The sequence below is a fragment of the Phaeobacter sp. JH204B genome, from assembly GCF_048055755.1.
Lineage (GTDB): Bacteria > Pseudomonadota > Alphaproteobacteria > Rhodobacterales > Rhodobacteraceae > Phaeobacter > Phaeobacter bryozoorum.
Genome location: NZ_JAYMXF010000002.1, coordinates 240,442 through 254,045, shown reverse-complemented (window position 1 = coordinate 254,045; position 13,604 = coordinate 240,442). Strand labels below are relative to the sequence as shown.

Below are 13,604 nucleotides of genomic sequence, written 5' to 3'. Positions count from 1 at the left end.
GATTTCCACTAGGAGGTGCGATCGCGTGACGTTGGGATGGCCGTGCGCGATCTGTCTAGTGGGGATGCCCTTATGAAGATTCTGACTGTAGCTGCCGTGTTTGCTGCCGCCTTGGCAGCGGCCAAAGATGTATATGCGGATTCCGGTTTGGACGCGCTGTTCGAACGTGAGCAATCCACCCTGAACGCCGTGCCGACCGGGCGTTTGAACAATTTCTTCAACTTCAACCGCTCGGCCAAGAAGGCCAAGGCGACCGAAGTGAAATTCACCAAGGCATGGCTGGACACCATTCCGGCCGCCAAGGGGGGCGAGAATTTTGCCTGCCTCGCCGAAGCGCTTTATTTCGAGGCGCGCGGTGAAACCGTGAAGGGCCAGTTCGCCGTCGCCGAGGTGATTATGAACCGCGTGAAATCCTCGCAGTTCCCTGACAGCCTGTGCGGCGTGATCAACCAGGGGACCGGGCGCAAGTATCAGTGCCAGTTCACCTACACATGCGACGGCCATAAGGAAGTGATCCGCGAGAAAACCGCATTTGAGCGGGTCTCCAAAGTGGCCCGTCTGGTGATGGATGGGGCGATCACCGGGATCACCGATGGCGCGACCTATTACCATACCACAGCGGTGCGTCCGCGCTGGAGCAAGAGCTTTACCAAGACCGCGCGGATCGGCGTCCATCTCTTTTACCGCGATGATCGTTTTCGGACTGCGCTCAACAACTAAGGCGTGTCAGGGGGCGGGTGCTTGCCGTGGTTGAAACCCTGGCAGCGCCGTTTTCGGCCACTGGTATGGCGCATGAAGGCCTGTTATGCGGGCGCGGCATGTTTATGCTGGAACCTCACCGCCAGATAGCCAGTTCAGGGGCTCGACCGTCATGTCTTCAGAAATTCGTCTCGCATTTGCGCATCCTTCCGAACGGTCGGAGGCCACTGCAGCGCGCGGACCGCTGGATCGGATTTCGCTCAGGGATCACATCGTCGAGGTGGAAATCGGCGCCTTTCAGGCAGAACGCGGAACCACCCAGCGTATCTGCTTCAATGTGGTTGTTGAAGTTGCGCCGCTGCCTGCGGATCTGGATGATGATGTCGACCGCATCCTGTCGTATGACCGGGTGACAGAGGCGATTGCGCGTGAGCTGTCCGAAGAACGTCTGAACCTGCTGGAAACCCTGGCGGAGCGCGTGGCCGAGCGGATCCTGCTGGAACCGCAGGCCGTGCGGGCCTTTGTGCGGATTGAGAAACTGGATCGCGGGCCGGGGGCGCTGGGTGTGGAAATCGTGCGCGCCCGCAATCAGGTCGCGACCGGTGTCGACAGTGAAGAGCGCCCGCATCCGCGGCTGATGTATTTGTCCAACCGCGCCATCGACAGTGACCACCTGACCGGCTGGATCGACCAGATGCAGTGTCGCAAGCGTCCGTTGATCCTCTGTGTTGGGGCGCATGAGCTGGCCACGCCGCAGACCGGTCACAAATGGACCCAGCGCCGGATTGATCTGCTGGCAATTGAACAGAACGCCTGGCGGCTCGCGGCAAAGGATGATCGCTGTGTCGTCGTTTCGACGCGAACGGAGCTGGACTGGGCCATGAAAAACGGGCAGATTTGCGTCTGGGCTCCGTCAAAAATCGTTTTGGATGCGGTAGATGGCCCTTCGGCGGCGCCCTCTGACGCGGTGGCGCTGGCTGCCTGGTTCGCCGCCACATTCGAGGCCGGCGAGATGATCGTGATTGGCGCCGCACTGCCTGGCAATCCGGGGGTGCCGCTGCGCGCCGTGGATGTGGAGCAGACCCAACTGTGAGTTATTACCGACCGCTGGTACAACACGGGGACAATCGCCCCGAGGGGGCGTTGTCGCTGATCAGTGGCGGGCTCTGGTTTACCCAGGTGGAAGTGCTGGAGCGCGGCGCGCCACCGCGGCTGATGCCTGCCGGTCTGCTGCCCGAGGATGTGCGCCACCGGCTGACGGCGCGGCGGGCAACGATTGCCGGTCTGGATATGACGCAGCCGCAGATCATGGGCATCCTGAATGTGACCCCTGACAGTTTCTCGGATGGCGGGCAGCATGATGAGGTCAGCGCCGCCTGTGCGGCGGCTTTGCAGATGGTTGCCGACGGGGCAAGCATCATCGACGTTGGCGGAGAATCCACCCGCCCCGGTGCCGCGCTGGTCCCCGAAGATGAGGAGATCCGCCGCACCGCTCCGGTGATTGAAGCGATCCGCGCCCGTTCGCAGGTGCCGATCTCCATTGATACGCGCAAGGCGGTCGTTTTGGCCGAGGCGCTGGACGCCGGAGCGAGCCTGACCAACGACGTGTCGGGATTTACCTTTGATCCGGCTCTGGCACCCTTGACTGCGCAGGCCGGGGTTCCTGCTTGTATCATGCACGCCCAGGGCGACCCGGCGACGATGCAGGAAGATCCGACCTATGAGAACGTCCTGCTGGATGTCTATGATTTCCTGAAGGGGCAGATCGACAGGCTGGAAGATATCGGGGTGGTGCGGGAACAGATCGTGGTTGATCCGGGCATCGGGTTTGGCAAGACGCTGGACCACAATCTGACCCTGTTGCGCAATCTCAGCCTGTTCCATGGGTTGGGCTGTCCAATCCTGCTGGGGGTGTCGCGCAAGGGCTTTATCGGCAAGCTGGGCCATGAGCCGGATGCTGCCGCCCGCGCGCCGGGCTCTATCGCGGTAGGGCTTGCAGCCCTGGCCCAAGGCGTGCAATTCCTGCGGGTGCATGATGTTGCCGAGACGGCGCAGGCGGTTCGCCTGTGGCAGGCCGTCCGATAAGACCCGACCGAAAGGGCTGATATGCGCAAGTTTTTTGGCACGGATGGCGTGCGTGGCACGGCCAATATCCATCCTATGACAGCGGACATGGCGCTGCGCATTGGCGCGGCTGTTGGCCGGTACTTCCGCCGCGACGCCTCCGGGGTGCACCGTGTGGTGATTGGCAAGGACACCCGCCTGTCGGGCTACATGTTCGAAAGCGCGCTGACCGCGGGGTTGACGTCGACCGGTATGAATGTGCTGCTGCTTGGCCCGGTGCCGACACCGGCGGTGGGGCTGATGACGCGCTCGATGCGCGCCGATCTTGGCGTGATGATCTCGGCCAGCCACAATCCGGCGGCGGATAATGGGATCAAGTTCTTTGGACCGGATGGTTTCAAACTGTCCGATACCGTCGAAATGGAACTGGAAGCTCTGATCGAGGCCGGTGTCGAACCCGCGCAGGCGCAGAATATCGGGCGTGCGAAACGGATTGATGACGCGCGGTTCCGCTACGGTGAGCGGGTCAAAAGCTCGCTGCCCCGCGATATCCGGCTGGACGGGCTGAAGGTGGTGATTGATTGCGCCAATGGGGCTGCCCACCGGGCTGCGCCGGAAATCCTGTGGGAGCTGGGCGCCGATGTGATACCGGTGGGTGTTTCACCCGATGGCACCAATATCAACCGCGATTGTGGCTCTACTCATCCGGGGACCGCGGCAGAGACCGTTGTGGCCCATGGCGCCCATGTGGGGATCTGTCTTGACGGGGATGCCGACCGGGTGATCCTGATCGACGAGACCGGAAAAGTGGCGGATGGCGATCAGCTGATGGCGCTGCTGGCGACCCGCTGGGCCGAGGATGACCTGCTGTCCGGCAAGGCTCTGGTGGCGACGGTGATGTCCAATCTGGGACTTGAGCGGCATCTCGACGCGCGCGGGATCGGGCTTGAGCGGACGGCAGTTGGTGATCGCTATGTCGTGGAACGGATGCGCGAAGGCGGCTTCAACCTCGGCGGCGAGCAGTCCGGCCATATTGTCATGTCGGATTACGCGACCACCGGGGACGGGCTGATGGCAGGGCTGCATTTTCTTGCGGAGATGATCCGCTCCGACAGCCCGGCATCGCAGCTGGCGCAGCAGTTCACCCCGGTGCCGCAGCTGCTGAAGAATGTCCGATTTGCCGCCGGGCAGACACCGCTGGAAACAGATCAGGTGCAGAGCGCGATCCAGAGCGCCGAAGCCTCTCTTGCTGGGCAGGGACGTCTGCTGATCCGCAAGTCAGGCACCGAACCGCTGGTTAGGGTCATGGCCGAATGCGAAGATGCTGCCGTGCTGAGAGAGGCAGTGAATAGCGTGGTTGCTGCGGTTGAGGCGGCTGTGGCTGAATAGTCCGGTCGTCGGACATGCCCTGTGACAGGGCTTGTGACATTACAGGGCTTGTGACAGGCCGATGGACAGCTGAGATGGACCCGCTACCCGTGACCGGGTGGCGGGTTTTGCCTTGTCTCAGGGCCGCAGCTTGCGCGGGGAGCCAAACAATCGCCGCAACGCACCGAATTGGCTGATGCCCAGACCGCCGAGGATCAGGGCCATCGCCAGCAGCATGGAGGGCGGAAGTTCCTCGCCCAGAAATATGGCCCCCAGAACCACCGCCCAGACCGGAACCTGATAGTTGGTCAGTGTCATGAAGGTGGGGCCTGCTTCACGAACGACTATGACCCGCAGCAGATTGGCTGCGGCGGTAGGGACCAGGCCCAGAACCGCTGCAATGCCCAGGGTTTGCATGTCCGGGATCTCGGGTGGTCCCTCCAGCAGCCAGGCCGCAGGCAGGGTCACGGCAGAACCGATGATGAGCAGGATGGCGGCCAGCCCCAGCGGATCCACTGGCGGCAGGCGCCGGGTCAGGATGGAGCTGACCGAATAGCAGGCGGCGGCGGACAGGCAGGCGGCCCGGCCATAGCCCTCCAATGCGGCGCCGGTGCTCTGAAACGCCTTGCTGCCGATCAGGACCGCGACCCCGACAAAGCCGATGGAAAACCCGATCAGGCGGCGCAGGGTCATCTGCTCTCCCGGCACAAAGACATGCGCCAAGGGCAGCACCATCAGCGGAATCGCCGCCATGCTGACGCCGGTAAATCCAGAGGAGACATGCTGCTGGCCCCATGAAATCAGCATGAAGGGCAGCGCGGTGCTGAGCACGCCGATAATCACCAGCGATGGCCAGTTGGTCTCATCCTTGAACAGCCTGAACCCGCGCAGGCCCCAGATCGCGGTCAGCAGCAAAGCTGCAAACCCGATGCGGCTGGCCGCGAGCCAGAACGGCGTCGTGCCCGTCAGGGCCAGCTTGATCAGCAGGAATGTCCCACCCCAGACAAAGCCCAGGGCGGCGATCATCAGCCAGTAGCGCGGGGCGATATCGGGCATCGCGATCTCCCTTTGTGGTGTCGCGCGACAAGACCCCGACGGAGTGGCCGGGTCAATCGCAATTGCTTTGTCCGCTATCGAACGATTTGCGGTTCAGGCCATGCGCGGGCGGCGGCTGCGGCTGAGGAGCAGGCCGCCGAGGATCAGCGCCAGCGCGGCAAACAGCTGCGGTGGCAGGGTTTCCCCCAGCAGCGCCGCACCAAAGATCACCGACCAGACCGGCACCTGATAGTTCACGGTGGACAGGAATGCCGGGCCTGCGCTGCGGGCGACCTGCACCAGCAGCACTTGGGCGAGCGCGGTGGGCAAGAGGCCGAGGTAGATCACGGCGCCCAGTGGCAGGGGGGCGGGCAGCTCTGGCAGCCCTTCGACCCAAAGCGCGGCCGGCACCATCATTGTGGCTCCGCACAGGAGGGTTGCTGCCGAGAGCGAGAGCATATTCACCTGTGGGCAGAGCCGGGTGATGATCGCACCGATGGCATAACAGAGCGAGGCCCCAAGGCAGGCGAGGCGGGCCAGCGATTCAAAATCCGTTCCGGCAGAGCGGAGGGCGTCGATCCCGATCAGCACCACCACACCGGCAAAGCCTATCAGGAAGCTGATGCTGCGGCGCAGGGTCATATGCTCTCCCGGCACCAGAAAATGCGCCAGCGGCAGCACAAACAGCGGCACCACCGCCATGCAGACCCCGGCAAAGCCGCTGGCCACAAAAGTCTGCCCCCAGCTGAGCAGGGTGAAGGGCAGCGCATTGGTAAAGAGCCCCATGCCAGCCGCGCAGGCCCAGATGATGCGGCCGTCGCGGTTGCGCAGGGTGGGCAGGCCGATTCCCATGGCGTAGACAGCCGCCAGCAGACAGGCTGCACCGATGGAGATCCTGAGCGCGGCAATGGTCAGCGGCGCAAAGCCCCTGAGCGCCAGTGACACCGCCATGAAGGAGGCGCCCCAGATCACACCTAGGAACAACAGCTTGGCCCAATTGGCGGCACCGGGGGAGTCTGGCATCGGATCACCTCAGTGAAACAAATGAAAAAGGGCGCCCCAAACAGGAGCGCCCCGGAGAGCTAGGGTGTGCGAGCAGTCTCGCGGGCGCCTTAGTTCTTCTCTTTGTCGACCATCTTGCCTGCGGAAATCCAAGGCATCATGTCGCGCAGCTTGCCGCCGACCACTTCGATCTGGTGCTCGTCGTTGGCACGACGCGACGCTTTGATGGTGGGCTGGCCCACAGCGTTTTCCAGCATGAAGTCGCGCACGAATTTGCCCTGCTGGATGTCTGTCAGCACGTCCTTCATGGCTTTTTTGGTCTGCTCGTAGGGCAGGATGCGCGGGCCGGTGACATACTGGCCGTATTCCGCGGTGTTGGAGATCGAGTAATCCATGTTGGCAATGCCGCCTTCATAGATCAGGTCAACGATCAGCTTGGTTTCGTGCAGGCACTCGAAATAGGCCATCTCAGGTGCGTAACCGGCTTCGACCAGAGTTTCGAACCCGCAACGGATCAGCTCGACGATACCGCCGCAGAGAACCGCCTGCTCGCCGAACAGGTCGGTTTCGCATTCTTCGCGGAAGTTGGTCTCGATGATGCCGGAGCGGCCGCCACCAATGGCGGAGCAATAGGACAGGCCGATTTCCAGCGCTTTGCCGGTGGCGTCGGTGTCAACAGCCACCAGGCAGGGCACGCCGCCGCCTTTGGTGTATTCACCGCGCACGGTGTGGCCGGGGCCTTTGGGGGCCATCATGATGACGTCGACGCCTTCTTTCGGCTCGATCAGGCCGAAGTGCACGTTCAGGCCGTGGGCAAACGCGATCGCGGCACCCGGACGGATGTTGTCGTGGACGTATTTCTTGTAGGTTTCTGCCTGCAGTTCGTCGGGCATGGTGAACATGATCACGTCACACCAGGCCGCCGCTTCTGCGATACCCATCACCTGCAGGCCTTCGCCTTCGGCTTTCTTCGCGGAAGGGGAGCCTTCGCGCAGGGCGACGACAAGGTTCTTGGCGCCGCTGTCGCGCAGGTTCAGCGCGTGGGCGTGGCCCTGAGAGCCATAGCCCAGGATGGCCACTTTCTTGTCCTTGATCAGGTTAACGTCGCAATCGCGGTCATAGTATACACGCATGATCATCGTCCTTTTGGTTCGTGTTTGGATGCAGCATAGGCATGTTTTCAATAAAGGAGAGGCGTATCTGGCGCGAAAATCTGCAAATTATTGCAATGGTCATTCGTGTATTACGCAATTATAATGAAAATCATGCTTGATGACTTGGACCGACGCATACTTCGCCATCTTCAGGCGGACCCAGAACAATCGCTGCCTGATCTGGGGGATCGCCTTGGCCTCACCGCCTCACGCCTGTCGCGGCGGCTGGAGAAGCTGCGCGAGACCGGCGTGATCCTTGGGCAGCGGGCGGTGATCGACTGGCGTGCGCTTGGCTATGAGGTGGAGGTTTCGCTGCGGATCACGCTGGACAAGACCAATCCCCGCGCCTTTGATGAATTCATCCCCGCCGCGCGTGAGATCCCGGAGGTGCTGGAAATCCAGACCTTCCTTGGCCAGGTCGATGTACGGCTCTCGGTGATTGCGCGGGACATGGCACATTATCAGGGGATTTACCGCAGCCAGATCCTGATCCTGCCGCATATCACCGACATTGAGGCGCTGATGCATGTGGCACGCATCAAATCGGACGAGGCGCTGCCGATATGATGGCACTGGATGACATCGACCACGCGCTGCTGCGCGCATTGGGACGGGATGCCACGCAATCGGCCGGCGCCTTGGGGCGCGAACTGGGGCTGAGCCAGCCCGCAACCTGGCGCCGCATCCGCCGCCTGCAGGAGACGGGGATCATCCGGGGCCGCAAGCTGGATCTTGATGCCGGCAAGCTGGGCTTTGGTGTGACGGTCTTTCTGGGGCTCAAACTGGCCACCAAGGGGCGCGTCTCGCTTGAAGATTTCGAACGTGCGGTGACTGCCATCCCGGAGGTGCAGACGGTCGAACATGTGCTGGGCATGTATGACTATCGCCTGCGGGTGACGGCGCGCGACATTGCTGATTTTGAACGCGTGCTGCGGCGCCGGATCATGACCCTGCCCGGGGTGGGCAATGTGGATGCCAATGTGCTCTTGAGCGAAGAGCGCCGACCCGGCCCGCTCGGTTAAACGCCGCCGTCGCCCGGATGCGACAGCCCTGTCATCTTTCCCCAAATACTCTCGCCGAAGGCACCGGTCCCCGTAGGGGGCCGGATCCCTATTTTACCCCAAGCCCCATCTGCATCAGGGTCTTGCGTACGGGGGCCATGGAATAGAGCGCATTCAGGCCAAACGCGCGCAAATCGCGCAGCGGGCGAGGCGACAGCATCGAGGTCCGGTTCAATAGGTCGATCCCCTTCACCCGCATCAGAATGTCGCCATGGCGGACCTTGTGATAGCTCTCGAGCATCCTGGCGTCGCCCAGGGCCTCGGGCCGGGTCTGTGCCAGATCCAGCAGCACCCGCAGATCTCCCAGCGACATATTCAGGCCCTGGGCGCCGATTGGTGGCACCACATGGGCGGCTTCGGCCATCAGGGCAAGGCGTTCGCCCGACATGCGGGCGGCAGACTGGCTGATGATCGGCCAGATGCTGCGGCGTGAGGCCAGCCGCAGGTCTCCCAGCACACCGCAGCTGCGCCGGTTCATCTCGATTTCGAACGGGGCCTGATCCATCCGCTGCAATACCTCGGCTCTTGGGCCGCGTTCCATCCAGACAATCGCAGAGGAGGGCCGACCGTCGTGATCGGGCAGCGGCACCAGAGTGAAGGGGCCGCCGGAGCGGTGAATTTCGGTCGAGACATTCTGATGGGGCAGGTCGTGGGTCACGGCGAAGGCCAGCGCCTTCTGTCCGTAACGGGTGGTCCGCACAGGGATGCCCGCTGCCCGCCGCATCGGGCTGTCGCGCCCGTCACAGGCGAGCACAAGACGGGCCGTGACCCGGGTGCCATCGCTCAGGGTGACCTGGGCGGAGTCCGTGCGCGTGAACAGGCCGGTGGTGCCCAGACCCGCACGGAAATCCACCGTCTCCAGATCGTCCAGACGTGCCAAAAGTTCCCGGCGCAGGAGCCAGTTGGGCAGGTTCCAGCCAAATGGCTGATCGGAGATATCGGCGGATTTGAAATCCTTGGTGACACGGGCCACCGGCTCTGCCCCGCCAGCGTCGATGATCCGCATGATGTCCAGCGGCGCGGCGTGGGCGTCGAGCCGGGTCCAGATCCCGGCGTCCTGCAACAGCGCCTTTGCCGGTTGCAGGATTGCGGTGGTTCGCAGATCGGCACCGGCCTCGTCGCGCAGTGTTACGGGCGCGGTCGGGTCGACGCAGATCACCCGGAACCCGGCGGCGCCAAAGGTTGCGGCGGCGGTGAGCCCGGCGATACCGCCACCCGAAATCAGAATGTCACAGCTGTCAGTCATCAGACCTGCCTTTCATCACTGGTCCTGAGATAGGCCGCTGGCAGCTGGAATGACAAGCGACATACTGTCCTTATGCCGGGCCTTTTTCGGGGTTCAATTGGCGCCGCGCCCCTAGCCACGGGTGATCATCACCAAGACGACAAACATGATGCCGGTCTTGGCGACCGCAGGGAGGAACAGCGCGGGCAGGCCCCAGATCGCAACAGCGAGGCCCCAGAGCAGAACATAAAGGAGGATAGCCAGAAGCGCCTTTGTGGCGCCACTGTTATGGCTGTCGGCAGGCACGGGAGCCGCCGCCGGGGCTGCGGTCACAGTGGTGCGGTGCTGGCTGTGGTCGAACGTCAGGTCATTCATCTGGCGGGCATCCTTGGCTGTGGCGGAGAGCGCAGCCTGATGGCGGAAGGGCCGGGCCTGCGCGGAAAAGCTACCTGCCATATAGAGGTTATCAGTCCCGGAAAAAGTCGGGTGCGGCGGCGCGCCACGGGGGGGCGACAGGATGCGCATGCCGGGGGCCACCTTACGCTGTCCGCAGGCGGCTACAGCAGCCCGAGAAACCCGGTCAGATCATCCGTGTGGTGGTGAATATGCGCGCCGGTCGCCGCGGTTGGTGCCACATGCACCGTACGCATCCCCAGATCATGCGGCGCCTGCAGATTGCGCGGATCGTCCTCGAACATCGCAGCCTTTGTCGGGTTGATCTTTGCCTTGGCAAAGATGATGTCAAAGGCCTGACGTTCGGGTTTGGGGCGGTAATTGGCATGTTCGACCCCGTAGATCTCGTCAAAGCAGCCCTCAAGACCCCGCGCCGCCAGCACCCGCTCGGCATAGGGAGCGGTGCCATTGGTATAGATGATCCGCTTGCCCGGCAGATCCCGGATCCGTTCGGCCAGCAGGCTGTCCGGCTCCAGATGATCGAAATTGATGTCGTGGACCTCGATCAGGAACGGGTCCGGGTCCAGATCGTGATGGGCCATCAGTCCGGCAAGGGTGGTGCCATGTTCGCGCCAGTAGTCATCTCGCAGCTTATTGGCCATCTGCTGGTCGACGCCAAGCGCGGTCATGACGTAGTCCGTCATCTTGACCTCGATCTGATCGAACAGCCGGGCGGAGGGGTGATAGAGGGTGTTGTCGAGATCGAACACCCAGTGGCGGACGTGAGAAAAAGATTGCGATACCATGGCCTGTGACCTAGGTCGCCCGCCGCATGATTGCAACTGTCGCCATGCGCCGGTGCACTACATCGTCGTGGCGTCTTCGGGTCGATCCGAGGGGCTGATTTTAACTGCGTGCTCGGGGCGGGGTTGATTGCATGGCGGCCGGACCTGTAGACATCGGGGGTCAACAACCCAAGGATCGACATGAACCTGACCCGCAGCACCAGCCAGACCGACGCTTACGCGCTGATCCTTGAAGCCATCGATGTCGGGGTTTACCGGCCCGGAGACCGTCTGGTCGAAAGCGACCTTGCCGAACGGTTCGGTGTCTCGCGCACGCCCATCCGCGAGGCGTTGCAGCGGCTGGAGACCCAATCGCTGCTGGAGCGCGATGGCCGGTCGCTGATTGTTGCCTCGTTGGATCACAACCAGATGGCGGAGCTATATGTGGTGCGGCGCGAGCTGGAAGGGCTGGCGGCCAGCCTTGCGGCGCGGCACGCTACCGAGGAGGAGGTCCGGGTGCTGCAGGAGATGGTCGCCTCTGACGATGCCTTTGTAGACAATCCGACGGAGCTTGCGAAGGCCAACCGCCGGTTTCACGAGCAGATCCATCTGGCGTCACATAACCGGTACCTGGTGCAGCAGCTGAACCTGGTCCACCGCACGATGGCGCTGATGGCGACCACCTCGCTGGCGGCGGAGGGGCGGGGCCGGATTGCGCAGGCCGAACATAAGACCATCGTGAACGCGATCGAGCGTCGCGATGAAGAGGCGGCGGGGCGGGCGCTGAAGGATCATATTTCCGTCGCCTTCATGACCCGGCTGAAACAGGACGCGGGCGATCGCAGCAAGGGCTAGGCGCCACCGGTCGGGAGCCTCGGGGCGAGCGGCTTGCGAGCCTTCGCGGGCTGGCCGTGCGCGGTCTTGTCCCAGAAGAACGGTTTGAAAATCAGCTCGTAGAGCGCCTTGTAGACGGCAATCACACCCATCGGAAAATAGAGCATCATGCTGGGAGCCCAAATCGCCAGCGATCGCCGACCGCTGGCAAAGGCCGCTGTAACGGCGATGATGATGCCAAGGAGTTCAAAGAAAACCAGGGCGGCAGCGGCCAGATAGGGCGCGCCTGCGGGCAGCAACGGGGCGCTGGGATGGCCAAGGCCGAGGGTGATCAGCCAGAAGGTCCAGAGGCAGGGCGCCAGCAGGAACTGGCCAACGGTGCCGAGGAAGAAGGCCTGAAGGCCGAGGAACTGGCGCCAGCCCAATTGCCGCGCCAGTACGGCGGGGCGGCGCATATGGACCAGATAGGTGACCATGAACCCCTTCAGCCAGCGCGAGCGTTGCTTGATCCAGGGCCATGCGCGGCAGTTGGCCTCCTCATAGGTGGTGGTGGGCAGCATTTCCGTGCGATAGCCAAGGCGGCTGAGGCGGACGCCAAGATCGGCATCCTCGGTCACGTTATGGGCGTCCCAGCCGCCCAGCTGTTCCAGAATGTCACGGCGGATAAACAGCGTGGTGCCACCCAGCGGAACCACCAGCCCAAGGCGGGCGATGCCCGGCAGTACGATGCGGAACCAGCTGGCGTATTCGAGGGTGAAGCAGCGCGAGATCCAGTTCTGATCCGGGTTGTAGTAGTCGAGCGCGCCTTGCAGGCAGGCCAGATCGTTATCGCCCTGCGCAAAGGCACGTGCGACCTGTTCCAACTGGTCGGGATCCGGGGCATCTTCGGCATCCCAAACACCGATAATTTCCCCCCGGCAGTAGTTCAGCGCGTAGTTCATCGCCCGTGGCTTGGTGGTCAGGCCGCCGTGGGCGGGCACTTCGATCACGCGGAACCAATCGGGTAAATCGGCGCAATGGATGGCGTTGCGGGTGACCTCGTCGTCTTCTTCGAGGACCAGCAGTACTTCGAGCAGGCTGCGCGGGTAGGTGAGTTTGCACAGGCGTCGCAGGAGGGCGCGGCCGATTTCGGCCTCTTTGTAGAGCGGGACAAGGACCGACATGCGCGGCAGGCGCTGTCCCGTGGCCGCCAGCTGTAGAGGGCCTGCGCTGGGCGGCTGCTTTGGTAGAGGCTGCGTGCTCTCGTGCAGACGTCGCCGCCGCCGGTCCTGCAAATGGGATACGAAACCTGCACATTTCAGCAGAATGAACAGCAAGAGCGTAAAGAGCGCCAACCCGCAGAGCAGGGTGAAAACCAGCCTTGGCCGGGTCGCGGTCAGGCCAAGGCCGGCGAGCCCCGTCAGCAGCGGCAGGCCTAGCCAGTTCGGCTGGCGCAAAGTGCGGCAGCTATAGCGCAGCGGTACAGAGGCGCTGGCGTCGCGGGCAAGATCCTCGCGGAAATGACTGCTGAGCAGTTCGGTGATCTGCGCTTCGCTTGCGATCACCGGTCGCACATCGTCAAAGCTTTCTGCAAGGTCGCGCTGCACCTCGGCAAAGGCGGCTGGATGCGCTATCGCGACGATCACGGTCTGCCCCAGTTGCATGTATGGCAGCGCACAGCGACGCAGCCAGAACCGGGCGGGTTTGCGCGCGAGCAGACGCGCCTGGGGGCGATGACCGCCCAGATCAACCCGTGGCATCCCGTGCTGGGACGACAGCGCATCCAGAACCTGCTCCTGACTGGCCCACCCTTCGGAAACAAGGATCTGATCAATCGGAGCGCGCTGATGCTGACGCAGAACCAGCGCCCGCATCAGGTGATCCTTGCTGACGGCGTGATCTTCCACCAGCCGCCGTTCAAAGGAGGTCTGGCGTTCGCGCCGAATGAGGGGTCGTGCCGCCTCTAGGAATTTGAGGTTGTGTTCAACCATGACAGCACAGTTTA

At 63.0% G+C, this 13,604-nt stretch carries 14 protein-coding genes; 7 read left to right on the top strand and 7 right to left on the bottom strand.

Annotated features, from left to right (window positions below; all coding sequences use genetic code 11):
• Positions 1-36: 36 nt before the first annotated feature.
• The 4 genes from VXL81_RS01210 (at position 37) to glmM (ending at position 4,152) form a co-directional block, all read left to right on the top strand.
• The gene (locus VXL81_RS01210; protein WP_340546285.1) at positions 37-720 is read left to right on the top strand and encodes a cell wall hydrolase; all 684 of its coding nucleotides are present in this window, start codon (positions 37-39) and stop codon (positions 718-720) included.
• Between the two features lie 151 nt (positions 721-871).
• Complete coding sequence (locus VXL81_RS01205) at positions 872-1,792, top strand: dihydroneopterin aldolase (protein ID WP_340544682.1); 921 nt, start codon at positions 872-874, stop codon at positions 1,790-1,792.
• On the top strand, positions 1,789-2,784 hold the full coding sequence (gene folP, locus VXL81_RS01200) for a dihydropteroate synthase (protein ID WP_416543181.1): 996 nt from the start codon (positions 1,789-1,791) through the stop codon (positions 2,782-2,784). The genes VXL81_RS01205 and folP overlap by 4 nt, the downstream gene beginning before the upstream one ends.
• A gap of 21 nt (positions 2,785-2,805) precedes the next feature.
• Positions 2,806-4,152, top strand: a complete 1,347-nt coding sequence (gene glmM, locus VXL81_RS01195) for a phosphoglucosamine mutase (RefSeq protein WP_416535785.1) — start codon at positions 2,806-2,808, stop codon at positions 4,150-4,152.
• Positions 4,153-4,269: 117 nt separating this feature from the next.
• Here the strand turns inward: glmM and VXL81_RS01190 are convergent, their stop codons facing one another.
• The 3 genes from VXL81_RS01190 to ilvC all read right to left on the bottom strand — a co-directional run bounded on the left by VXL81_RS01190 (position 4,270) and on the right by ilvC (position 7,301).
• On the bottom strand, positions 4,270-5,187 hold the full coding sequence (locus VXL81_RS01190) for a DMT family transporter (RefSeq protein ID WP_416552602.1): 918 nt from the start codon (positions 5,185-5,187) through the stop codon (positions 4,270-4,272).
• 93 nt (positions 5,188-5,280) lie between these two features.
• Positions 5,281-6,189 (bottom strand): DMT family transporter, encoded by a 909-nt coding sequence (locus tag VXL81_RS01185; RefSeq protein ID WP_416543183.1) that lies wholly within the window; start codon positions 6,187-6,189, stop codon positions 5,281-5,283.
• An 89-nt stretch (positions 6,190-6,278) separates the two neighbouring features.
• The gene (ilvC, locus tag VXL81_RS01180) at positions 6,279-7,301 is read right to left on the bottom strand and encodes a ketol-acid reductoisomerase (protein ID WP_340544688.1); all 1,023 of its coding nucleotides are present in this window, start codon (positions 7,299-7,301) and stop codon (positions 6,279-6,281) included.
• A 132-nt stretch (positions 7,302-7,433) separates the two neighbouring features.
• Here ilvC and VXL81_RS01175 point away from each other — a divergent pair, with 132 nt between their 5' ends.
• Both VXL81_RS01175 and VXL81_RS01170 read left to right on the top strand, forming a co-directional pair.
• Positions 7,434-7,889: an Lrp/AsnC family transcriptional regulator gene (locus VXL81_RS01175; RefSeq protein ID WP_340544689.1), complete on the top strand. Its 456-nt coding sequence runs from the start codon at positions 7,434-7,436 to the stop codon at positions 7,887-7,889.
• Positions 7,886-8,344 carry an Lrp/AsnC family transcriptional regulator gene (locus tag VXL81_RS01170; RefSeq protein ID WP_340544690.1) on the top strand — a complete coding sequence of 153 codons (459 nt, stop codon included), beginning with the start codon at positions 7,886-7,888 and terminating at the stop codon, positions 8,342-8,344. Before VXL81_RS01175 ends, VXL81_RS01170 begins: the two co-directional genes overlap by 4 nt.
• Positions 8,345-8,432: 88 nt before the next feature.
• On the opposite strand, the gene VXL81_RS01165 is transcribed toward VXL81_RS01170, so the two are convergent.
• The 3 genes from VXL81_RS01165 to VXL81_RS01155 form a co-directional block, all read right to left on the bottom strand.
• On the bottom strand, positions 8,433-9,629 hold the full coding sequence (locus tag VXL81_RS01165) for a UbiH/UbiF family hydroxylase (protein ID WP_416552600.1): 1,197 nt from the start codon (positions 9,627-9,629) through the stop codon (positions 8,433-8,435).
• A 111-nt stretch (positions 9,630-9,740) separates the two neighbouring features.
• The gene (locus tag VXL81_RS01160; protein ID WP_416552598.1) at positions 9,741-10,064 is read right to left on the bottom strand and encodes a hypothetical protein; all 324 of its coding nucleotides are present in this window, start codon (positions 10,062-10,064) and stop codon (positions 9,741-9,743) included.
• Between the two features lie 101 nt (positions 10,065-10,165).
• Positions 10,166-10,807: a pyrimidine 5'-nucleotidase gene (locus tag VXL81_RS01155; RefSeq protein WP_416552596.1), complete on the bottom strand. Its 642-nt coding sequence runs from the start codon at positions 10,805-10,807 to the stop codon at positions 10,166-10,168.
• 180 nt (positions 10,808-10,987) lie between these two features.
• On the opposite strand from VXL81_RS01155, the gene VXL81_RS01150 reads away from it, so the two are divergent.
• Positions 10,988-11,641, top strand: a complete 654-nt coding sequence (locus tag VXL81_RS01150) for a GntR family transcriptional regulator (RefSeq protein WP_340544695.1) — start codon at positions 10,988-10,990, stop codon at positions 11,639-11,641.
• Here VXL81_RS01150 and VXL81_RS01145 read toward each other — a convergent pair.
• A complete protein-coding gene (locus VXL81_RS01145) occupies positions 11,638-13,590 on the bottom strand; it encodes a glycosyltransferase (protein ID WP_416552594.1) in 1,953 nt (650 codons plus the stop codon). The two genes, VXL81_RS01150 and VXL81_RS01145, sit on opposite strands and share 4 nt — an antisense overlap.
• Positions 13,591-13,604: the final 14 nt, after the last annotated feature.